Below are 20,167 nucleotides of genomic sequence, written 5' to 3' on the forward strand. Positions count from 1 at the left end.
CATGGCGAGCTTCGTGGACCGCCACGGCCTGTGGACCGACGAGCAGGCCCGCCAGGCCGCCGAGCTGGACCGGCGCCTGGCCAGCGGCGAGGTGGACGTGGTGCGCTTCGCCTGGCCCGACCAGCACGGCCTGCTGCGCGGCAAGACCCTGGTGGCCAGCGAAGCGCGCAGCACGCTGCGCGGCGGCGTCAACCTCACCACCACCCTGCTGGCCAAGGACACCTCGCACAAGACGGTGTTTCCGGTCTTCAGCGCCGGCGGCGGCTTCGCGTTGCCCGGTCTGCAGGGCGGCGCCGATTTCACCCTGGTGGCCGACCCCGGCACCTTCCGCATCCTGCCCTGGGCCAAGAAGACCGGCTGGGTGCTGTGCGATGCCTACATGGCCGACGGCAGCCCCTGTCCCTTCGCCACGCGGCGCATCCTGCAGAAGGCGGTGGATGAACTGGGCCGCGAGGGCCTGGACTTCGTCGCCGGGCTGGAGGTGGAGTTCCACGTCTTCCAGCTCGACGATGCGCGCATGGGCCTGGCCGACTCGGGCCAGCCCGGCGAGCCGCCGCGCGTGTCGCTGCTGTCGCATGGCCACCAGTACCTCACCGAGCTGCGCTACGACCGCGTCGATGCGGTGATGCAGGTGCTGCACGACCAGCTCATCGCGCTGGGCCTGCCGTTGCGCTCGTTGGAGATCGAGTTCGGGCCGAGCCAATTCGAGCTCACCTTCGGTCCCACCACGGGGCTGACACCCGCCGACACCATGGTGCTGCTGCGCAGCGCCATCAAGCAGATCTGCCAGCGGCAGGGCTGGCACGCCACCTTCATGTGCCGGCCGAAGATTCCGAACGTGATGTCCAGCGGCTGGCACCTGCACCAGTCGCTGCGGCGGCGCGGCGATGGCGTCAACGCGTTCATCCCGGAAGAAGGCGCGGAAGACCTGAGCCCGCTGGGCATGCATTGGCTGGCCGGCCTCAAGGCCCATGCGGTGGGCGCCTCGGTGCTGGCCTGCCCGACGATCAACGGCTACCGGCGTTATCGGCCCTTCTCGCTGGCACCCGATCGGGCCATCTGGGCGCGGGACAACCGCGGCGCCATGCTGCGCGTGCTGGGCGGCCCGGGCGATGCCGGCACCCGCATCGAGAACCGCGTGGGGGAGCCAACGGCCAATCCGTATCTGTACCTGGCGTCGCAGATCCACGCCGGCCTCGATGGCATGGTCCGCCGCCTCGACCCCGGCCCCAGCGCCGACGCGCCCTACGAGACGCCGGCCGAGCCGCTGCCCCGCTCGCTGGGCGATGCGCTGGCCGCGCTGCAGGCCGACGAGGTGCTGGTCGAGCGCTTCGGCCGCACCTTCGTGGACTACTACTGCCACATCAAGCAGGCGGAGATCGCGCGGTTCAACCTGGAGGTCTCCGAATGGGAGCACCGCGAGTATTTCGATATGTACTAGGCCCACCCCCGTTTCTTGCTCACTTCGTGTAGCCGAATCCCCCCTCAAGGGGGCGCACTCCGCGGCCTGGCGAAGCCAGTTCCGCGAGTGCACCCGCATGGCCTGCTCCGCGGCCAACTGCTGTTCGGCCTGCACGTTGCTTTTCTGCCTTTTTCTAATCACGAGGAACCCGCGATGACCGTCACCAAGAGAAGCGCCCTGGGCGCGATCGCCTTCGCCTGCCTGGGGCTCATGGGCGCTGCCGCGCAGGCGGCGGAGCCGCTGCGCATCGGGCTGATCGCCACCTACTCGGGGCCCTATGCCGACTACGGCCGGCAGTTCGATGCCGGGGTGGCGCTCTACCTCAAGGAGCATGGCGGCAAGATCGCCGGACGGACGGTGGAGATCGTCAAGAAGGACACGGCCGGCCCCGCGCCCGATGCCGCCAAGCGCATCGCGCAGGAGCTGATCGTGCGCGACAAGGTCAGCGTGCTGACCGGGCTGGACTTCAGCCCCAATGCCTATGCCGTGGGCGCCGTGGCAGCACAGGCCAAGGTGCCGGTGGTGGTGATGAATGCCGCCTCGTCCGGCATCACCACCAGCTCGCCCTATGTGGCGCGCGTTTCCTTCACCGTGCAGCAGATGGCCGACCCGATGGCCCGCTGGATGCTCAAGAACGGCGTCAAGGAGGCCTACACCGTGGTGGCCGACTATGCCTCGGGCACCGATGCCGAAACGGCCTTCAAGAAGGCCTTCACCGAAGGCGGCGGCAAGGTGGTGGGCGAGGTGCGCACGCCCATGAACAACCCCGACTTCTCGGCCTATGTGCAACGCATCAAGGACGCCAAGCCGCAGGCGGTGTTCTTCTTCTTTCCCTCGGGCGTGATGCCGCCGGCCTTCCTGAAGGTCTGGAAGGAGCGCGGCATGGAAGAAGCCGGCATCAAGCTCTTCGCCACGGGCGAGGCCACCGACGACAGCTATCTGCAGGCCACCGGCGACGTGGCCCTGGGCCTGGTGACGGCGCATCACTATTCCTATGCCCACAAGTCGGCCAAGAACGAGAAGTTCGTGAAGGACTTCGTGGCCGAGTTCGGCACGCAGCTGCGCCCCAGCTATTTCGCCATCACCGCCTACGACGCCATGACGGCCATCGACCTGGCCTACAAGAAGGCGGGCGCCGAGGCCTCGGGCGACAAGGTGATGGAAGCGCTCAAGGGTGTCGCCTTCGAAAGCCCGCGCGGCCCCATCGAGATCGACCCGGCCACGCGCGACATCGTGCAGACGGTCTACATCCGCAAGGTCGAGAAGACCAAGGACGGCCAGCTGGTCAACGTGGAGTTCGACAAGTTCGACCGCGTGAAGGACCCGGCCAAGGAAGCCAAGTAAGGCGAGCCGGCGGCGCGCGGAGGAACAGCGGCAGATGGCGGTCGTGCTTTTCGACGGGGTGGCCTACGGCATGCTCCTCTTCCTGATGGCGGTGGGGCTGTCCGTGACCATGGGGCTGATGAACTTCGTCAACCTGGCGCACGGCAGCTTCGCCATGGCGGGCGGCTATGCGGCGGCGGTGCTGATGAATGCCCACGGCGTGGGCTTCGGCCTGGCGCTGCTGGCGGCCTTCGTGGCCTCGGCGCTGCTGGGCGCGGTGTTGGAGTGGCTGCTGTACCGGCGACTCTACCGCGCGCATCCGCTGGATCAGGTGCTGCTGTCCATCGGCCTGGTGTTCGTCTCCATCGCGGCCTTCACCTGGCTCTTCGGGCCCACGCTGCAGCCCTTCACGCTGCCACCGTGGCTGCAGGGCCAGGTCGAGGTGGCGGGCGTGGGGCTGGGCCGCTACCGCCTGTTCCTGATCGGCTGCGGCCTGGCGGTGCTGGCCGCGCTGCTGCTGGCACTGGGCCGCACCCGCTACGGCGCCATGGTGCGCGCGGCGGTGGACAACCAGCGCGTGGCGGCCGGCACCGGCATCCATGTGCAGCGGTTGTTTCTGCTGACCTTCTCGCTGGGCTGTGGCCTGGCCGGCCTGGGCGGCGCGCTGAGCCTGGGCGTGCTGGGGCTGGAGCCCGGCTTTGCCCTGAAGTACCTCGTGTACTTCCTGCTGGTGGTGTGCGTGGGCGGGGCCGGCACCATCACCGGGCCCTTCGCCGCGGCGCTGCTGGTGGGCATCGTCGACGTGGCCGGCAAGTACTACCTGCCGCAGGCGGGCGCCTTCCTGATCTATGGCGTGATGATCGTGATGCTGCTGCTTCGGCCGCACGGCCTGGTGGTGCGCAAGGGAGTGACGGCATGAGCGCGCCGCGACCTCAGCTTGCGGCCGAAGTCGCCTTCTGGGCGGTCCTGGCCAGTTGCTTCTTCCTGATGCCCGAGCAGCTCACGCTGATGAGTCAGGTGCTGATCTTCGGCCTGTTCGCCGTGTCGCTGGACATGGCGCTGGGCTACGCGGGCATCCTCACCGTGGGCCATGCGGCCTTCTTCGGCGCCGGCGCCTATGCGGCCGGCCTGCTGGCCAAGCATGGCTGGGGCGAGCCGATCAGCGGCCTGGCCGTGGCGCTGGCCGTCGGCCTGGCGCTGGGCTGGCTGCTGAGCTGGCTGGTCGTGCGCGGCACCGACCTGGCGCGGCTGATGATCACCATCGCCGTCTGCGTGCTGCTCTACGAGCTGGCCAACCGGCTGTCTGCCATCACCGGCGGCACCGACGGGCTGCAGGGCATGGCGGTGTCGCCGCTGCTGGGCAGTTTCGAGTTCGACTTCTTCGGCCGCACGGCCTTCGTCTACAGCTTCGTGGTGGTGCTGGCCGTCTTCCTGGTGGTGCGGCGGGTGCTGCGTTCGCCCTTCGGCATGGCACTGCGCGGCATCCACGACAACCGCAAGCGCATGCTGGCGCTGGGCACGCCGGTGGATGCGCGGCTGCGCATGGCCTATGCCTTCTCGGCCGGCGTGGCGGCCATCGCCGGCGCGCTGCTGGCGCAGACCACGCAGTTCGTCGGCATCGAGTCCATCGGCTTCAACCGCTCGGCCGAGGTGCTGATCATCCTTGTGCTGGGTGGCACGGGCCGGCTCTACGGCGGCATGCTGGGCGCGGTGGTCTACATGCTGGTGCACGACCGCTTCGCCGACATGAATCCGCAGTACTGGATGTTCTGGCTGGGGCTGTTCCTGATCGCTGCGGTGCTGGTGGGCCGCGGGGGGCTGATGGGCTTGCTGGCCCGGCTGACGCAAAGGCGTCGCAAGCCAGTGGGAGAAACGACATGAGCGCGGCGCCCCTGCTGCTCCAGACGGACAACCTGGGCGTGCGCTTCGGCGCCTTCCAGGCCGTGGCGGGCGTCAATCTGTCGCTCGCGGCCGGCGACCGGCATGCGCTCATCGGCCCCAACGGCGCCGGCAAGACCACGCTGATCAACCTGTTGACCGGCGTGCTCAAGCCCTCCGAAGGCCGTGTGCAGTTGGACGGGCAGGACGTGACCGCCTGGTCGCCCGATGCGCGGGTGCGCCGCGGTCTGGCGCGCACCTTCCAGATCAACGCCCTCTTCCCGCGGCTCACGCCTCTGCAGTCGGTGCTGCTGGCCCTGGCCGAGCGCGAGCGCATCGGCGCGGTGTGGTGGAAACCGATGGGCCGCTACCGCCCGCTGCATGACGAGGCCGAGCGCTTGCTGGCCCTGCTGCGGCTGGGCGACCTGGCTCATGTGCCTGTCGCCGAGCTCGCCTACGGCAAGCAGCGCCTGCTGGAAATCGCCCTGGCCATGGCCACCCGCCCGCGCGTGCTGCTGCTGGACGAGCCCGCTGCCGGCGTCCCCAAGGACGAGAGCGGCGAGATCTTCGATGCCGTCGCCGCGCTGCCCGCCGACGTGGCGGTGCTGTTCATCGAACATGACATGCAACTCGTCTTCCGCTTCGCCCGCCGCATCTCGGTGCTGGTGGCCGGCCGGCAGCTGACCGAAGGCAGCCCGGCCGAGATCGCCGCCGACCCGCGGGTGCGCGAGGTGTACCTGGGCCGCGCCCATGCGCACCTGCCGGGCGCCCGCACGCAGGAGCCCGCCCATGGCTGAGACCGCGCAACTCGCCTTCGACGGCGTGGTCGCCGGCTACGGCCAGGCGGAGGTGCTCGACCGGCTGAGCTTCTCGCTCGCACCCGGCCGCAGCCTGGCGATCCTGGGCCGCAACGGCGTGGGCAAGACCACGCTGCTGGAGACGCTGATGGGCCACACGCGCGTGACGCGCGGCGTGATCCGCTGGCAGGGCCAGGACATCACGCACTGGGCGCCGCACCGCCGCGCCCGCGCCGGCCTGGGCTGGGTACCGCAGGAACGCGAGGTCTTCCCCTCGCTCACCGTCGAGGAGAACCTGCGCGTGATCGCGCGGCCGGGCGCGTGGACGCTGGCGCGCGTGTACGGCCTCTTCCCGCGCCTGCGCGAACGCCGCGGCAACCAGGGCCATCAGCTCTCCGGCGGCGAGCAGCAGATGCTGGCCATCGGCCGGGCGCTGATGACCAACCCCTCGCTGCTGCTGCTGGACGAACCGATGGAAGGCCTGGCGCCCATCGTGGTGGAGGAACTGGCCGCCGCCATCCGCCAGCTGTGCGAGGGCGAAGGCCTGGCCTCGGTGGTGGTCGAGCAGCATCCGGTGCTGGCCCTGGAGATGACGCACGAGGCCATCGTGCTGGAGCGCGGCACGGTGGTGCATTCAGGGCCGAGCGCAACGCTGGCGCAGGATGCGGCACTGCTCGAAGGGCTTCTGGGCGTGGGCATCGCCGCCGAGGGCGCCTGAGGCTGGCTCAAAGCCGCGCACCCGTCGCCGCCATCAGCTGCTCCCGAAAGGCCGCCACCGCCGGCGACGGCGAATGCGCCGGCGCCCTCAGCAGCGTGAGCATGCGCGCCACCTGCGGCCGGCCTACGGTGCGCACCGCCAGCCCATGCCAGACCGCCAGCGGCCGCAGCGCCATCGTCACCACGGCCACGCCCAGCCCTTCGCGGGCCAGGCCCATCATGGTCCAGGGCAGCGCGATCTCGAAGGCATAGTCCAGCGCGATGCCGCGGGCGGCCAGCTTTTCCTCCAGCAGCGTGCGCACCGGATTGCCGGGCAGATAGCCGATCACCGGCGACCGCGCCAGCTGCGACCATTCCAGCGACCGGCGCGCGGCCAGCGGATGGTCGGGCGCCATCACCGCAACGAACTCGTCCGACTGCAGTGGTGAGGCCACCAGGTCGGTGCGGGCATCGGTCTGCGTGGCGATGCCCAGGTCGGCCGCGCCGCTGCGCACCAGGGCGTGCACCTCGTGCTCGGGCACGTCGTGCAGCACCACCCGCACGCCGGGGTGCGACTCGCCGAAGGCGCGGATCACCGGCGGCAGCAGCAGCGCGCACTGCGCGTTGGGCGCCGCCACCGCCACCCGGCCGCGAGCGAAGCGGCCGAAGTCCTGCGCGTCGGCCACCAGGTGGTCCCAGTCGGCCACCAGCCGGCGCGCGGCCGGCAGCAGCGCGGCGCCGGCATCGCTCATGCGGCAGGCGCGCGTGTGGCGGTCGAAAAGGCGCGCGCCAAGTTCCCGCTCCAGCTTGCCCAGCGCCGCGCTGAGCGAGGACTGCGACATGCCCAGTCGCTCCGCCGCACGCGTGAAATGGCCGCTTTCGGCCACAGCCAGGAAAACCCTGAGCTCCGGCAAGGAAGACTTGATTGCCAAGGGAAACCGCCCTTTCCGCGCCCATTGATCGAAGGACGCGATTGAATTATCGGATTGACCGTCTTTGACGATTTTTGGCTTTCTCTATGCTTCGCGCCAGCCCCACGATTGAGGGCGAGGAGTTCGTCCCCATGAGTTCGTCTGCTTCGTTGTCCGTGCACCCCGTCGACCAGAAGCTGCCCAGTGGCAAGCTGGCCGCGCTGGGCCTGCAGCATGTGCTGGTGATGTACGCCGGCGCCGTCGCCGTGCCGCTGATCGTGGGCCGTGCGCTCAAGCTCAGCCCGCAGGAGGTGGCGCTGCTGATCTCGGCCGACCTCTTCTGTTGCGGCCTGGTCACGCTGATCCAGGCGCTGGGCGCCACGCAGTGGTTCGGCATCCGCCTGCCGGTGATGATGGGCGTGACCTTCGCATCGGTGGCGCCGATGGTGGCCATCGCCAACGGCAACCCGGGCCAGGCCGGGGCGCAATTGCTCTTTGGCTCGATCATCGGCGCGGGCATCGTCTCGATCCTGATCGCGCCGCTGGTCAGCCGCATGCTGCGCTTCTTTCCGCCGGTGGTGACCGGCACCATCATCGCGGTCATCGGCATTACGCTCATGCGCGTGGGCATCAACTGGATCTTCGGCAACCCGGTGGGCCCGACGGCTCCGGCCGTGGTCGATCCGGCTTATGCCAAGTGGCTGGCCGACGTCACCTCGCCCGGCTCCTCGCTGCCACCGGCGCCCAAGGGCATCGCGCTGATGCCCACGGTGCCCAACCCCAAGTACGCCGACCTCTCCGGCGTGGGCATCTCGGCGCTGGTGCTGGTGTCCATCCTGCTGATCGTGAAGTTCGCCAAGGGCTTCGTGGCCAACATCTCGGTGCTGCTGGGCATCGTCATCGGCGCCATCGCGGCGGCGGCCATGGGCCTGATGACCTTCGACAAGGTGGCCAAGGCCGCCTGGGTGGACGTGGTGCTGCCCTTCCACTTCGGCATGCCGATCTTCGACCCGGTTCTGATCTTCACCATGACGCTGGTGATGATCGTGGTGATGATCGAGTCGACCGGCATGTTCCTCGCGCTGGGCGAGATGACCGACCGCAAGGTGGGCCAGCAGGACCTGGCCCGCGGCCTGCGCACTGACGGCCTGGGCACGCTGATCGGCGGCATCTTCAACACCTTTCCCTACACCAGCTTCTCGCAGAACGTGGGCCTGGTGGCGGTGACCGGCGTGAAGAGCCGCTTCGTCTGCGTGGCCGGCGGCGTGATTTTGATCGTGCTGGGGCTGCTGCCCAAGATGGCGGCACTGGTGGAGTCGCTGCCCACCGTGGTGCTGGGCGGCGCGGGCCTGGTGATGTTCGGCATGGTGCTGGCCACGGGCATCCGCATCCTGAGCGGCGTGGACTTCAAGACCAACCGCCACAACGCGATGATCGTGGCCGTCTCCATCGGCATCGGCATGATTCCGCTGCTGGCGCCCAACTTCAAGCAGTGGATGCCGCACGGCATCCATCCGCTGATCGAGTCGGGCATCCTGCTGACCTCGATCACGGCGGTGGTGCTGAACCTGTTCCTGAACGGCGCGCGGCATGACGAGGCGGCGAGCATCGCCGCGGCGCGGCAGGCGGAGGCGCACTGATCGGCGCCCCCTTCCCTGCGCCCCCGATGAAGAAAGCCGCCGGGTCGCCCCGGCGGCTTTTTTCTTTGTGCGGACAGATCGGCTACGGCGCTCCTGCCGAAGCGCTGCGCGAACCGCAGCGTCAGAAGCTGTACGTCCCGCCCATCCCCACCGTCCACGTCCGTCCCGGCGCCGGCTCGAAATAGCGCGCATTGCCTTCGTTGACGATCACGGAGCCGGCGTAGCGCCGGTCGAACAGGTTGTCGATGCGGGCAAAGGCATTCAAGTCCCAGCGACCGAGCTTGAGCACGTAACCCGCGTGGATGGCCGCCACTGCATAGCCCGGCGCCCGGGCGGTGTTCAGGTCGTTGGCCCAGACCTTGGCGACGGCGCGCAGCTCGGCGCCCGCACGCCAGCCCTGCGGCGGCATCCAGCCGTAGGCCGCATACAGCGACTGGCTGGCCACGCCGGGCAGGCGACGGCCGGCCGGCACGAGGTTGGCAGCGCTGCAGGGAGAGGGCGTGCAGAAGGCGTCCTGGTAGCGCGCATCGAGCCAGGTGTAGGCCAGCTGCGTGCGCCAGTGGTCCTCGGTCTCGTGCTGCCAGCCCAGTTCCACGCCCTGCCGCCTGGTGCGCCCGGCATTGCGGAAGGTGGAGCGGCCGCCGACGTTGGTGTCGGTGACGATCTCGTCCTGGGTCCGCGTCTGGAACAGCGCCGCCGTGAGCATGCCACCGGCCAGCCGGGCCTTGGCGCCCAGCTCGACGTTGTCGCTCACCGAGGGGCGCAGCCCGAAGTTGAGGCCGCCCACGCCATCCGACCGGTACGAGAGCTCGTTGAGCGTCGGCGTCTCGAAGCCGCGGCCGGCGGACACATACAGCGCCAGGTCCCGTATCGGCGTCCAGCGCAGCGAGGCCACGGGCAGCGTGCGGCTGTAGGCGGCGGTGCCGCTGTCGTCGCCATTGGCGGCGGTGATGTAGCGGTCCTGCGAATCGAAGTGCACGCGGCTGCGACGCACGCCGAATTCGGCCGACCAGTCGGGCGCAAAGCGCCAGGTGGCCTGGGCATAGGGGTCGACGTTGAAGACCTCGTTGCGCTCGTTCCGGCGCAGGCGGCCCTGCACGCCCAGCATCGGCTGCGCGGCGCTGCCCAGGTAGTTCTCGTAGCCGCGCCGCCATTCGCGCAGGCTGTCGTAGCCCAGGCCGGCGACCAGCTCGAAGGGCCGGCCCGCCAGATCGAACTTGCCGGTCCAGCGCAGATCGGCACCCGCATAGTGGCGGTCCAGGTCGATCACGCCGCCGGCATGGCGCGGGTTCTGCTGCGCCGAGGGCGGGATGGACTGGTACTGCGTCGTGCCGCGCTCGCCGCCGTACAGCATCACCCGCACGGACTGCTGCGCGCCCAGCGGCTGCTCGAACACCATGCCGGCCTGGCTCTGCGTCACCGTCTTGCGGGTGTTGTACTGCGTCGCCACATCGGCGCTGCGCGGCGCGGTGGCGAACTGCTGCGCGGTCAGGCCCAGCGGATCCTGCGCATCGACCGTCACGCGGTTGAACACCAGCGTGAGCTTGCCGCCCTGGTCGAGGTCGATGCCCACGCGCCCATTGGCCAGGTCGCGCTGCGCGGCCGAATGCGCGCGCCAGCCATCGGTCGAATAGCGGCTCGCGCTGAGCCGCCAGTCGACGGCGCCCTGCTTGCCGCTGCCGACCAGGCCCGTGCGCCAGGTGCCGTTGCTGCCGCCGGCCACGCTGTACGACAGGCTGGCCGGTGCCTCGCCCGACGCCGTGAAGGCCTGCACCACGCCGCCGGACGAATTGCCGTACAGGGCCGAGAACGGCCCGCGCAGCACGTCGATGCGCTCCAGCGAGGCGATGTCGATGTTGGAGGTCTGGCCTTGCCCGTCGGGCAGCGTGGCGGGAATGCCGTCCACATACAGCCGCACGCCGCGCACGCCGAAGGTGGAGCGGGCGCCGAAGCCGCGGATGGAGAGTTGCAGGTCCTGCGCGAAGTTCTGCCGGTCGCGGATCTGCAGGCCCGGCACGGCGCCCAGGCCTTCGCTCAGTTGCGCGCCCAGCCGGTTGTCGCGCAGATCGGCGCCCTCGACGCGGTCCACCGAGCCCGGCACGGCAAACGCCGGCTGTGGTCCGCTGGGCGTGCTCACCGTCACCTCGGGCAGCTGTCCGGCCACCGACACCTGCGCGGCGGCCACCCCCGCCTGGGCCGTCGCCACCACCACCCCCACCGTCTTCGCCATGCGCCATGTGTTCATGGGCGGGCATTCTGCGGGAGGCCGACGCCCGGCCGCGTCGGTGCAGGCGCCTATTGCCGTGGCCGGACAACCTTGTGGCGCAATGGCACACACGACGGTGGCGCGGCCGCGTACACCTCGTGCGGTGATCGATCGAGACGACTCAACGCCGCAGCCAGCCCCACCAGAGGCAGGCGGCCACGGGCGCACCCAGGGTCAGCCAGCCCAGCCAGTCGCCAAAGCCGCCATCGCTGAACAGCGAAGAGACCAGGCCGATGGCGGTCGAGACGCCGAAGACGAGCGGCCAGCCCCACATGCCGCCCCAGGGTCGATGGTCGGCGCCGGGATTCGCTGGAGCGCCATCGGCGACGCTCGCCCCACGATGCCCCGTGGCATCCGCCGGACGGGCCCTCATCGCGGGGACTCCAGGCGCGTGCGTGCCTGCACGGGCTGCGGCTGCAGGGACGCGGGGCATTCGGTCCCGGCCGAGGCGGCGCCCGCCTTGCCTTGTGACCGGTGCACATGCGCCGGATCGCCCTTGCGCAGCCACAGGTACAGCCCGCTGCCCAGCACGATGATGGTCGCGATGTCCAGCAGCGCCCACAGTATCTGCATCGGCATGCCGCCGTAGTCGCCGAAGTGCAGCGGCTGCGACACCAGCAGCGCCGTCACGTACCACGGCAGCTTCGGCGCCGCGGTGACCTCTGCCGTGCGCGCATCCACCAGCACCGGCTGCAGCAACCGCGAGGTGAGCGGCTCCTGCCCGCGCAGGAAGAAGGTGGTGTGGTGCGGGCTCGAGAACGCCGTGCCCGGGAACGCAATGAAGGACAGGCGCTTGTCCGGCGCCTGGGCCTTGGCGGCCTCGAGCGCCCGCTGCAGCGGCGCGCGCTCGGCCACCGGCACCAGCGGCTGACCCTGATAGGGCGCCAGCAGCGCGCTCAGCTGGTCGTGCTGCCAGTACTTGATCACCAGGTCGGCCCAAGTGTTGATCATGCCCGTGGCGCCCACCACGAAGGCCCAGGTCAGGGTGACGATGCCCAGCAGGTTGTGCAGGTCCAGCCACTTGGCGCGCGGCCGTCTGTCGCGCCGCACGGTGCCGAATTCGAGCTTGCGCATGAAGGGCGCGTACAGCACCGTGCCGCTGACCAGCGCCACCAGCAGCAACAGGCCCATGAGTCCCAGGAAGAGCTTGCCCGGAAGGCCGGCGAACAGGTCGACGTGCAGCTTGAACATGATCCACATGAAGCCCTGGTCGAAGCGCGGCTGGGCCAGCACCTGGCCGGTGCGCGCGTCCACCGCCACCGAGCGGAAATCGTCGGTGGGCGCGGGCGTCGGCGTCAGGGTGACGAACCAGATGTCCTCGCTGTCCTCGTCGTGCGAGGCGAACTGCACCACCCGGTCCGGATGCTGGGCGCGCGCCACTTCGAGCGCGCGGTCCAGGCTCACGCGCGGCGTGTCGGCGGGCATCTTCGGTGCCTCCACCTCGGTGCCGAGCAGGTGGCCGATCTCGTGGTGGAAGATCAGCGGCAGGCCCGTGAGGCACAACAGGAGCATGAACGCCGTACAGACGAGGCTGCTCCATTTGTGCACCCAGGCCCAGGTCTTGATGGTCTTGCTGTCCATGCGCATATCGTGGGGTCCCGGCGATGCCGATCAGAAGCGGTAGGTGGCGCTGGCCACGATGTTGCGGCGGGCGCCCCACCAGCAGTCGCCGCGCGACAGGCAGGTGCTGTAGTACACCTTGTCGGTCGCGTTGTTCACATTGAGGGCATAGCGCCATTGGTCGGTCTCGTAGGCGAAGACGAAGTCCAGCAGCGCCACCGACGGGATCTGCGGCCCGGCGGCGCCGCCCGAGGTGTCGCGGAAGCTGCCCATGTAGCGCACGCCCGCGCCGGCCGAGAAGCCGGGCGTGCCCGCGATGGCGAAGCGGTACTTGGCCCAGACGCTCGCCTGGTGGCGCGGCAGGCCCTCCAGCAGCGGATCGAGGTCGGTGTAGTTGTAGTGGGCCACGACATCCAGGTCGCGCGTGAACGAGCCCTTGGCCTCCAGTTCCACGCCGCGCGTGCGGGTGACACCCAACTGGTCGAAGACATTGGGCAGGGTCTGGACGATCTGGTTCTTTTCCTTCAGGTCGTAGACGGCGGCGCTGAAGGCCAATGATCGGCCCGGCGGCTCGTAGCGCACACCGGCCTCCCATTGCTCGCCCCGCAAGGGCCTGAAGGTCTGCCCCAGGCGCGGCGACTGCGGCGTGAAGGACTCGGCATAGCTCAGGTACGGCGCCCAACCGGAGTCGAAGCCGTAGAGCAGACCGAAGCGCCTTGTGTTGGCCGAGTCGCGCTGCGCCTCGCTGCCGTCGGACTGGCTGCGGGTGCTGTCGTGGCGCAGGCCAGCCACGAAGGTCCAGCGGCCGAGCTTCATCTGGTCCTGCACGTAGATGCCGGACTGCCGCTGCTCGGTGCGCGGCAGCGGCGCACGCACCGGCGACTGCACGTTGCCGTACACCGGTGCGTAGGCGTCGATGGTGCTGTAGCTGGTGCCGCTCCACACGCGCTCGTGCTGGCGGGAGAAGTCGGCGCCCAGCAGCAGCGTGTGCTGCAGCGCGCCGGTGGCGAAGCGGCCCTCGACATGGTTGTCGAGGTTGGCGATCTGGTTGCGGGTCAGGCTGCTGTCGGTGTAGCGGCCCAGCCGACGCTGGCCGATCGGGTCCGCGCCCCAGCCGCCGGGGATGGTGAAGAAGTCCCCGTAGCTGTAGTGCGCGTCGTTCACGTTGCGCGCCACGCGGAAGTTCTGCCGCACGGCCCACTGGTCGTTGAAGCGGTGCTCTAACTGCCAGCCGAAAGTGCGGCGGGTGCTGTCGTAGTGGTCGCCGGCCTCGCCGATGAAGCGGTCGGTGGGCAAACGGCCATTCGGGTTGGGCAGGATCGTGCCCTGCCACGGGAAGAACTGCGACGAGCTGCCGCTCTTGTCCTGCTGCCACAGGCCCTGCAGGGTCAGCGACGTCATGGCCGTGGGCCGCCAGGTGAGCGAGGGCGCAAGCAGTTGCCGGTCGTCCGGCACATGGTCGACCTGCGTGTCGGACTTGCGGGCCACGGCGATCAGCCGATAGGCCAGCGTGCCTTCGGCATTCAGCGGGCCGGTCAGGTCGGCCTGCAGCTGGCGGCGGTTCCAGCTGCCCAACTGCACGCCCACTTCGCGCTGCGTCTCGAACAGCGGCCGCTTGCTGACCATGTTGACCACGCCCGCGGCCGTGCCGGCGCCGAAGAGCATGCCGGAAGGTCCGCGCAGCACTTCCAGCCGCTCGAGCGTGTAGGGGTCGGTGCGGGTGGTGCTGGTGTAGTAGCCGTAGGCCTGCTTGAGGCCGTCGAGGTAGACGTCCGGCGTCGAGCCGCGCACGCGCACGGCATCGTTGCGCGAGTCCAGGCCGTAGGCGTCCGAGCGCACGCCAGCGGCATAGCCCAGCGCGTCCTGCAGGTTCGTGGCGCCCTGGTCCACGATCTGGTCGCGCGTCACGATGGTCACGGATTGCGGCGTCTCGGCCAGGGGGGTGTCGGTCTTGGTGGCCGTGGCGCTGCGCTTGGCGCGGTAGCCGATGACCGGCGAGGTGGCGGTCTCGGCCGGTGCCTCGGCATCGACACGCACCGTCGGCAAGGTGTTCGCAGCCGATGAAACCGCGGGTACCTGGGCCGAGGCTGTGGCCGTGCTCAGCAGAAGTACCCAGGCGCTCTGGACCACCCCTGGGCGGCGCGGAGACGGCAACGATGCGTCGAAAGGCATGGACAAGCGACCCTCATAACAATACAACTGAGAACAATTTTTATTCTAAGTTGACGTGATGCTGACGCTGCGGCATGGGCTGGCGCCGCCTGTGGGAATGCATGGTGGCCGCCATTGAAAAAGGCGCCCGCAGGCGCCTATGAAGGAAGACACGGGCCGGCCCCTCTGGCCTCCCCGCGCAGGGTGGGCTTATTCAGCGCCTTGCTGGGCAGCGCTCGTGTTGCCGCGGATCGCCCAGGTGGTACCGCCGACCACGGTGCTCGGAGCGATGCCGGCGAAGAAGCGCTGGTCGCCCCGCGAGCCGACCTGCACGTTCTGGTCGGGCGCATGGGCGGCCGCAACGGCTTCGGCCTGCACTGAGGCGCGCAGGCGCGGCGAGCTCATCACCGGCGTGGTGTGGGCCAGGGCGCCTTCGGCGTAGAGATCGGGGCCATGGGCGGCAGCGACACCCTGGGTCTGCACTTCGGCGCGGCTGAGGTTGGAGTTGAACTGGAGCACGCCTTCGTATTCCTCGGCATGAACGGCACCGGCGGCGGCGAACAGGGCGAGCGCGGCGGCAGCGAGGGTCTTGGAAGTCTTGGTCATGATGTTGTCCTTTTCTGTAGCGAGGATGGGTCACCCACTGAGAGCCTGCGGGGCGACGGGTCGTCGCCGGGCGGTGGCGGCGCTTGGGGTTTCATCGGCGCCGTGGAATGAATGATGCGCCCGCAAAGCCGCGTTACTGCGTGCCAAGCCGTGGCCGGAACGTTTCCATAACGCGAACAATTAATGGATTAAACAGCCACGATTGTTCGCAACGAATAGTCAAGTCCTGACTTGCCGGTTGCTGTCCAGACACGCTGTAGGCCCGCGCCCTGTTGAAACGCCGCCAAAAGTCCTTATGATTAGCACTCGCTGGCGGTGAGTGCTAACAGCACCGGCGCCAAGTGGATGGCAGGGCCTCGCTGCCCTGTCGCACAACCCTCATTCCGTCCCTCTTCCAGGAGATTCCTAATGAAACTTCGTCCTCTGCACGATCGCGTGATCGTCAAGCGCGTTGAAAGCGAAACCAAGACCGCCTCGGGCATCGTGATCCCCGACAACGCCGCCGAGAAGCCGGACCAGGGTGAAGTCCTCGCTGTCGGCCCCGGCAAGCGCAACGACAAGGGCGACTTCGTCGTCCTGAACATCAAGGTCGGCGACCGCGTGCTGTTCGGCAAGTACTCCGGCCAGACCGTCAAGGTCGATGGCGAAGAGCTGCTGGTCATGAAGGAAGACGACCTGTTCGCGGTCGTCGAGAAGTAATCAATCCCCGGATCTAGGAGAAACACAAAATGGCAGCAAAAGACGTGGTCTTCGGCGGCGACGCCCGCGCACGCATGGTCGAAGGCGTGAACATCCTCGCCAACGCCGTCAAGGTGACCCTGGGCCCCAAGGGCCGCAACGTGGTGCTCGAGCGCTCCTTCGGCGCCCCCACCGTGACCAAGGACGGTGTGTCCGTGGCCAAGGAAATCGAGCTGAAGGACAAGCTGCAGAACATGGGCGCCCAGCTCGTGAAGGAAGTGGCCTCCAAGACCAGCGACAACGCCGGTGATGGCACCACCACCGCCACCGTGCTGGCCCAGGCCATCGTGCGCGAAGGCTCCAAGTACGTGGCCGCCGGCCTGAACCCGATGGACCTGAAGCGCGGCATCGACAAGGCGGTCGCCGCTCTGGTCGAAGCGCTGAAGAAGTCCAGCAAGGCCACCACGACCTCCAAGGAAATCGCCCAGGTCGGCTCCATCTCGGCCAACAGCGACACCGACGTCGGCCAGATCATTGCTGACGCGATGGACAAGGTCGGCAAGGAAGGCGTGATCACCGTCGAAGACGGCAAGAGCCTGGCCAACGAGCTGGACGTCGTCGAAGGCATGCAGTTCGACCGCGGCTACCTGTCGCCCTACTTCATCAACAACCCCGAGAAGCAGGCCGCACTGCTGGACAACCCGTTTGTCCTGCTGTTCGACAAGAAGATCAGCAACATCCGTGACCTGCTGCCCACGCTGGAAGCCGTGGCCAAGGCCGGCCGTCCGCTGCTGATCATTGCCGAAGAAGTCGACGGCGAAGCGCTGGCGACCCTGGTGGTCAACACCATCCGCGGCATCCTGAAGGTCGTGGCCGTCAAGGCACCTGGCTTCGGCGACCGCCGCAAGGCCATGCTGGAAGACATCGCCATCCTGACCGGCGGCAAGGTCATCGCTGAAGAAGTGGGCCTGTCGCTCGAGAAGGTGACCCTGGCCGACCTGGGCCAGGCCAAGCGCATCGAAGTGGGCAAGGAAAACACCACCATCATCGATGGCGCCGGTGCCGCGGCCGACATCGAAGCCCGCGTCAAGCAGATCCGCATCCAGATCGAGGAAGCCACCAGCGACTACGACCGCGAGAAGCTGCAAGAGCGCGTGGCCAAGCTGGCCGGCGGCGTGGCCGTGATCAAGGTCGGCGCTGCCACCGAAGTCGAAATGAAGGAAAAGAAGGCCCGCGTCGAAGACGCCCTGCACGCCACGCGTGCCGCGGTGGAAGAAGGCGTGGTGGCCGGTGGTGGCGTGGCCCTGCTGCGTGCCAAGCAAGCCGTCGGTGACATCAAGGGCGACAACGCCGACCAGGACGCCGGCATCAAGCTGATCCTGAAGGCCATCGAAGCGCCCCTGCGCGAGATCGTTGCCAACGCCGGTGGCGAGCCGAGCGTGGTCGTGAACGCCGTGCTGCAAGGCAAGGGCAACTACGGCTTCAACGCCGCCAACGACACCTATGGCGACATGATCGAGATGGGCATCCTGGACCCGACCAAGGTGACCCGCACCGCCCTGCAGAACGCCGCTTCCGTGGCTGCCCTGCTGCTGACGACCGAGTGCATGGTCGCCGAAGCGCCGAAGGACGAGTCCGCAGCGCCTGCCATGCCCGGTGGCATGGGTGGCATGGGCGGCATGGACATGTAATTCAAATCGAGCGCGCTGCTGCGCGCTCGATTTGGCTCTGTTCAAGTCAGATCAAAAAGCCGGGCAGAGCCCGGCTTTTTTCATGGGTGCCCGCCTGCGCGCTGCTTCGGCGGGGCGAAAAAAAGCCGTCGCATGCGACGGCTTTCTCGTTGATGGGCCGGGGCTGCACTGCAGCCCGGAACCCGATCAGGCAGCGACGCTGGCCAGGTCCTCGTTGAAGGTCTTGCTGGGGCGCATCACGGCTTCGGTCTTGGCCGGGTCGGTCTTGTAGTAGCCGCCGATGTCGGCCGGCTTGCCCTGCACCTCGGCCAGTTCGGCGACGATCTTCTGCTCGTCGGCGGCCAGCTTCTCGGCCAGGGGCTTGAACTTGGCCGCCAGCTCGGCGTCCTCGGTCTGCTCGGCCAGGGCCTGGGCCCAGTACAGCGCGATGTAGAAGTGGCTGCCGCGGTTGTCCAGCTGGCCGGTCTTGGGGCTCGGACCCTTGTTGTTGTCCAGCAGCTTGCCGGTGGCGGTGTCCAGCGCCTTGGCCAGCACCTTCGCCTTGGCATTGCTGTTCTTGATGCCCAGCTCTTCCAGGCTCACGGCCAGGGCCAGGAACTCGCCCAGCGAATCCCAGCGCAGGTGGTTCTCTTCCACCAATTGCTGAACGTGCTTCGGGGCCGAGCCGCCAGCGCCCGTCTCGTACATGCCGCCGCCAGCCATCAGCGGCACGATCGACAGCATCTTGGCCGAGGTGCCCAGTTCCATGATCGGGAACAGGTCGGTCAGGTAGTCGCGCAGGATGTTGCCGGTGGCGCTGATGGTGTCCAGGCCGCGGATCACGCGCTCCAGCGTGTAACGCATCGCGCGCACCTGGCTCATGATCTGGATGTCCAGGCCGGTCGTGTTGTGCTCATGCAGGTACATCTTGACCTTGGTGATCAGCTGCGCCTCGTGCGGGCGGTACTGGTCCAGCCAGAAGACCACGGGCATGCCGGAATTGCGGGCGCGGGTGACGGCCAGCTTGACCCAGTCGCGGATGGCGGCGTCCTTGACCTGGCACATGCGCCAGATGTCGCCCTGCTCCACGTTCTGGCTCATCAGCACTTCGCCGGTGGCCAGGTCGGTGATGTTGGCGACGCCGTCCTCGGGAATCTCGAAGGTCTTGTCGTGCGAGCCGTATTCCTCGGCCTGCTGCGCCATCAGGCCGACGTTGGGCACGGTGCCCATGGTCTTGGGGTCGAAGGCGCCGTGCCACTTGCAGAAGTTGATGATCTCCTGGTAGATGCGGGCGAAGGTCGACTCCGGCATCACGGCCTTGACGTCCTTCAGGCGGCCGTTGGCGTCCCACATCTTGCCGCCGTTGCGGATCATCGCGGGCATGGAGGCGTCCACGATGATGTCGTTGGGCGAGTGGAAGTTGGTGATGCCCTTGGCGGAGTCCACCATGGCCAGCTCGGGCCGGTGCTCGTGGCAGGCATGCAGGTCACGCTTGATCTCGTCCTGCTTGGCCGTCGGCAGCGTCGCGATCTTGTTGTAGAGGTCGACCATGCCGTTGTTGACGTTCACGCCCAGCTCGTCGAACAGCTTGCCGTGCTTCTCGAAGGCGTCCTTGTAGAAGATCTTCACGCAGTGGCCGAACACGATGGGGTGCGAGACCTTCATCATGGTGGCCTTGACGTGCAGCGAGAACATCACGCCGGTTTCGCGGGCGTCCTCGATCTCCTTCTCGTAGAAGGCCAGCAGCGCCTTCTTGCTCATGAACATCGAGTCGATGACTTCACGGTCGAGCAACGACACCTTCGGCTTGAGCACGATGGTCTTGCCGCTCTTGGTGATCAGCTCCATCTTGACGTCGCGGGCGCGGTCCAGCGTCATCGACTTTTCGCCGTGGTAGAAGTCGCCGGCGTGCATGTGCGACACATGCGAGCGCGAGGCCTGGCTCCACGGCGCCATGCTGTGCGGGTTCTTGCGGGCGTATTCCTTGACGGCCTTGGGCGCGCGGCGGTCGGAGTTGCCTTCGCGCAGCACGGGGTTGACGGCAGAACCGGTGCACTTGTTGTAGCGCGCGCGGATGTCCTTCTCTTCGTCGGTCTGCGGGTTCTCAGGGAAGTCGGGGATCTTGTAGCCCTTGTCCTGCAGCTCCTTGATGGCGGCCTTGAGCTGGGCCACCGAGGCGCTGATGTTGGGCAGCTTGATGATGTTGGCTTCGGGCTTGAGCGTGAGCTTGCCGAGCGCAGCGAGGTTGTCCGGCACGCGCTGCTCTTCGGTCAGGCACTCCGGGAACTGGCCGAGGATGCGGGCGGCCACCGAGATGTCGCTGGTCTGCACGTCGACGCCTGCGGCCTGCGCGAAGGTGCGGACGATGGGCAGGAAGGAGGCGGTGGCGAGCGCGGGCGCTTCGTCGGTCAGGGTGTAGATGATGGTCGGAGACGTCGTGCTCATGGCGCTGGGATGTCCTTGGAGAAGATGGTCGGAATCGGGTCCGGCGGGCATTTTCGCTCTGATCGGCGCAGGCGTCGCCAGACG

General features: G+C 68.2%; 16 protein-coding genes. 9 read left to right on the plus strand and 7 right to left on the minus strand.

All coding sequences use genetic code 11. The annotated features are described in order from the left end of the window. Position 1 precedes the first annotated feature (1 nt). From KBC94_RS13030 to KBC94_RS13055, 6 genes are all read left to right on the plus strand, one after another. Positions 2-1,441, plus strand: a complete 1,440-nt coding sequence (locus KBC94_RS13030; protein ID WP_294370614.1) for a glutamine synthetase family protein — start codon at positions 2-4, stop codon at positions 1,439-1,441. A gap of 174 nt (positions 1,442-1,615) precedes the next feature. Then, positions 1,616-2,806, plus strand: a complete 1,191-nt coding sequence (locus tag KBC94_RS13035) for an ABC transporter substrate-binding protein (RefSeq protein WP_294370617.1) — start codon at positions 1,616-1,618, stop codon at positions 2,804-2,806. Positions 2,807-2,840: 34 nt separating this feature from the next. After that, positions 2,841-3,704, plus strand: coding sequence for a branched-chain amino acid ABC transporter permease (locus KBC94_RS13040; protein WP_294370619.1), 864 nt, complete (start codon positions 2,841-2,843; stop codon positions 3,702-3,704). Further along, a complete protein-coding gene (locus KBC94_RS13045) occupies positions 3,701-4,666 on the plus strand; it encodes a branched-chain amino acid ABC transporter permease (RefSeq protein WP_294370620.1) in 966 nt (321 codons plus the stop codon). The genes KBC94_RS13040 and KBC94_RS13045 overlap by 4 nt, the downstream gene beginning before the upstream one ends. Further along, positions 4,663-5,460, plus strand: coding sequence for an ABC transporter ATP-binding protein (locus tag KBC94_RS13050; protein WP_294370621.1), 798 nt, complete (start codon positions 4,663-4,665; stop codon positions 5,458-5,460). The genes KBC94_RS13045 and KBC94_RS13050 overlap by 4 nt, the downstream gene beginning before the upstream one ends. Further along, positions 5,453-6,178: an ABC transporter ATP-binding protein gene (locus tag KBC94_RS13055; protein ID WP_294370622.1), complete on the plus strand. Its 726-nt coding sequence runs from the start codon at positions 5,453-5,455 to the stop codon at positions 6,176-6,178. The genes KBC94_RS13050 and KBC94_RS13055 overlap by 8 nt, the downstream gene beginning before the upstream one ends. Positions 6,179-6,185: 7 nt before the next feature. On the opposite strand, the gene KBC94_RS13060 is transcribed toward KBC94_RS13055, so the two are convergent. Continuing rightward, a complete protein-coding gene (locus KBC94_RS13060; RefSeq protein WP_366934693.1) occupies positions 6,186-7,088 on the minus strand; it encodes a LysR family transcriptional regulator in 903 nt (300 codons plus the stop codon). A 131-nt stretch (positions 7,089-7,219) separates the two neighbouring features. Between KBC94_RS13060 and KBC94_RS13065 the strand changes: the two genes are divergently transcribed. Then, a complete protein-coding gene (locus tag KBC94_RS13065; RefSeq protein ID WP_294370627.1) occupies positions 7,220-8,707 on the plus strand; it encodes a nucleobase:cation symporter-2 family protein in 1,488 nt (495 codons plus the stop codon). Between the two features lie 121 nt (positions 8,708-8,828). Here the strand turns inward: KBC94_RS13065 and KBC94_RS13070 are convergent, their stop codons facing one another. From KBC94_RS13070 to KBC94_RS13090, 5 genes are all read right to left on the minus strand, one after another. Next, on the minus strand, positions 8,829-10,937 hold the full coding sequence (locus KBC94_RS13070; protein ID WP_366934701.1) for a TonB-dependent receptor: 2,109 nt from the start codon (positions 10,935-10,937) through the stop codon (positions 8,829-8,831). A 157-nt stretch (positions 10,938-11,094) separates the two neighbouring features. After that, on the minus strand, positions 11,095-11,346 hold the full coding sequence (locus KBC94_RS13075) for a hypothetical protein (protein WP_294370779.1): 252 nt from the start codon (positions 11,344-11,346) through the stop codon (positions 11,095-11,097). Continuing rightward, positions 11,343-12,554, minus strand: a complete 1,212-nt coding sequence (locus KBC94_RS13080) for a PepSY domain-containing protein (protein WP_294370631.1) — start codon at positions 12,552-12,554, stop codon at positions 11,343-11,345. Before KBC94_RS13080 ends, KBC94_RS13075 begins: the two co-directional genes overlap by 4 nt. A gap of 30 nt (positions 12,555-12,584) precedes the next feature. Beyond that, a complete protein-coding gene (locus KBC94_RS13085; protein ID WP_294370772.1) occupies positions 12,585-14,705 on the minus strand; it encodes a TonB-dependent siderophore receptor in 2,121 nt (706 codons plus the stop codon). A 189-nt stretch (positions 14,706-14,894) separates the two neighbouring features. After that, positions 14,895-15,290, minus strand: a complete 396-nt coding sequence (locus tag KBC94_RS13090) for a hypothetical protein (RefSeq protein ID WP_114802262.1) — start codon at positions 15,288-15,290, stop codon at positions 14,895-14,897. Between the two features lie 408 nt (positions 15,291-15,698). Here KBC94_RS13090 and groES point away from each other — a divergent pair, with 408 nt between their 5' ends. Then, the gene (gene groES / locus KBC94_RS13095; RefSeq protein ID WP_017757321.1) at positions 15,699-15,989 is read left to right on the plus strand and encodes a co-chaperone GroES; all 291 of its coding nucleotides are present in this window, start codon (positions 15,699-15,701) and stop codon (positions 15,987-15,989) included. 29 nt (positions 15,990-16,018) lie between these two features. Beyond that, entirely contained in the window at positions 16,019-17,659 is a 1,641-nt protein-coding gene (groL, locus tag KBC94_RS13100; RefSeq protein WP_043113290.1) for a chaperonin GroEL, read from the plus strand. A 186-nt stretch (positions 17,660-17,845) separates the two neighbouring features. On the opposite strand, the gene KBC94_RS13105 is transcribed toward groL, so the two are convergent. After that, positions 17,846-20,083, minus strand: coding sequence for an NADP-dependent isocitrate dehydrogenase (locus tag KBC94_RS13105; RefSeq protein WP_294370639.1), 2,238 nt, complete (start codon positions 20,081-20,083; stop codon positions 17,846-17,848). Between the last annotated feature and the right edge of the window lie 84 nt (positions 20,084-20,167).

The organism is Pseudacidovorax sp., from assembly GCF_017991995.1.
Taxonomy (GTDB): domain Bacteria; phylum Pseudomonadota; class Gammaproteobacteria; order Burkholderiales; family Burkholderiaceae_C; genus Xenophilus.

Coding starts and splice junctions, on each gene's coding strand:
- KBC94_RS13030 (WP_294370614.1), top strand. CDS start 2: ATGGCGAGCTTCGTGGACCGCCACGGCCTGTGGACCGACGAGCAGGCC.
- KBC94_RS13035 (WP_294370617.1), top strand. CDS start 1,616: ATGACCGTCACCAAGAGAAGCGCCCTGGGCGCGATCGCCTTCGCCTGC.
- KBC94_RS13040 (WP_294370619.1), top strand. CDS start 2,841: ATGGCGGTCGTGCTTTTCGACGGGGTGGCCTACGGCATGCTCCTCTTC.
- KBC94_RS13045 (WP_294370620.1), top strand. CDS start 3,701: ATGAGCGCGCCGCGACCTCAGCTTGCGGCCGAAGTCGCCTTCTGGGCG.
- KBC94_RS13050 (WP_294370621.1), top strand. CDS start 4,663: ATGAGCGCGGCGCCCCTGCTGCTCCAGACGGACAACCTGGGCGTGCGC.
- KBC94_RS13055 (WP_294370622.1), top strand. CDS start 5,453: ATGGCTGAGACCGCGCAACTCGCCTTCGACGGCGTGGTCGCCGGCTAC.
- KBC94_RS13065 (WP_294370627.1), top strand. CDS start 7,220: ATGAGTTCGTCTGCTTCGTTGTCCGTGCACCCCGTCGACCAGAAGCTG.
- KBC94_RS13070 (WP_366934701.1), bottom strand. CDS start 10,937: ATGGCGAAGACGGTGGGGGTGGTGGTGGCGACGGCCCAGGCGGGGGTG.
- KBC94_RS13075 (WP_294370779.1), bottom strand. CDS start 11,346: ATGAGGGCCCGTCCGGCGGATGCCACGGGGCATCGTGGGGCGAGCGTC.
- KBC94_RS13080 (WP_294370631.1), bottom strand. CDS start 12,554: ATGGACAGCAAGACCATCAAGACCTGGGCCTGGGTGCACAAATGGAGC.
- KBC94_RS13085 (WP_294370772.1), bottom strand. CDS start 14,705: ATGCCTTTCGACGCATCGTTGCCGTCTCCGCGCCGCCCAGGGGTGGTC.
- KBC94_RS13090 (WP_114802262.1), bottom strand. CDS start 15,290: ATGACCAAGACTTCCAAGACCCTCGCTGCCGCCGCGCTCGCCCTGTTC.
- groES (WP_017757321.1), top strand. CDS start 15,699: ATGAAACTTCGTCCTCTGCACGATCGCGTGATCGTCAAGCGCGTTGAA.
- groL (WP_043113290.1), top strand. CDS start 16,019: ATGGCAGCAAAAGACGTGGTCTTCGGCGGCGACGCCCGCGCACGCATG.
- KBC94_RS13105 (WP_294370639.1), bottom strand. CDS start 20,083: ATGAGCACGACGTCTCCGACCATCATCTACACCCTGACCGACGAAGCG.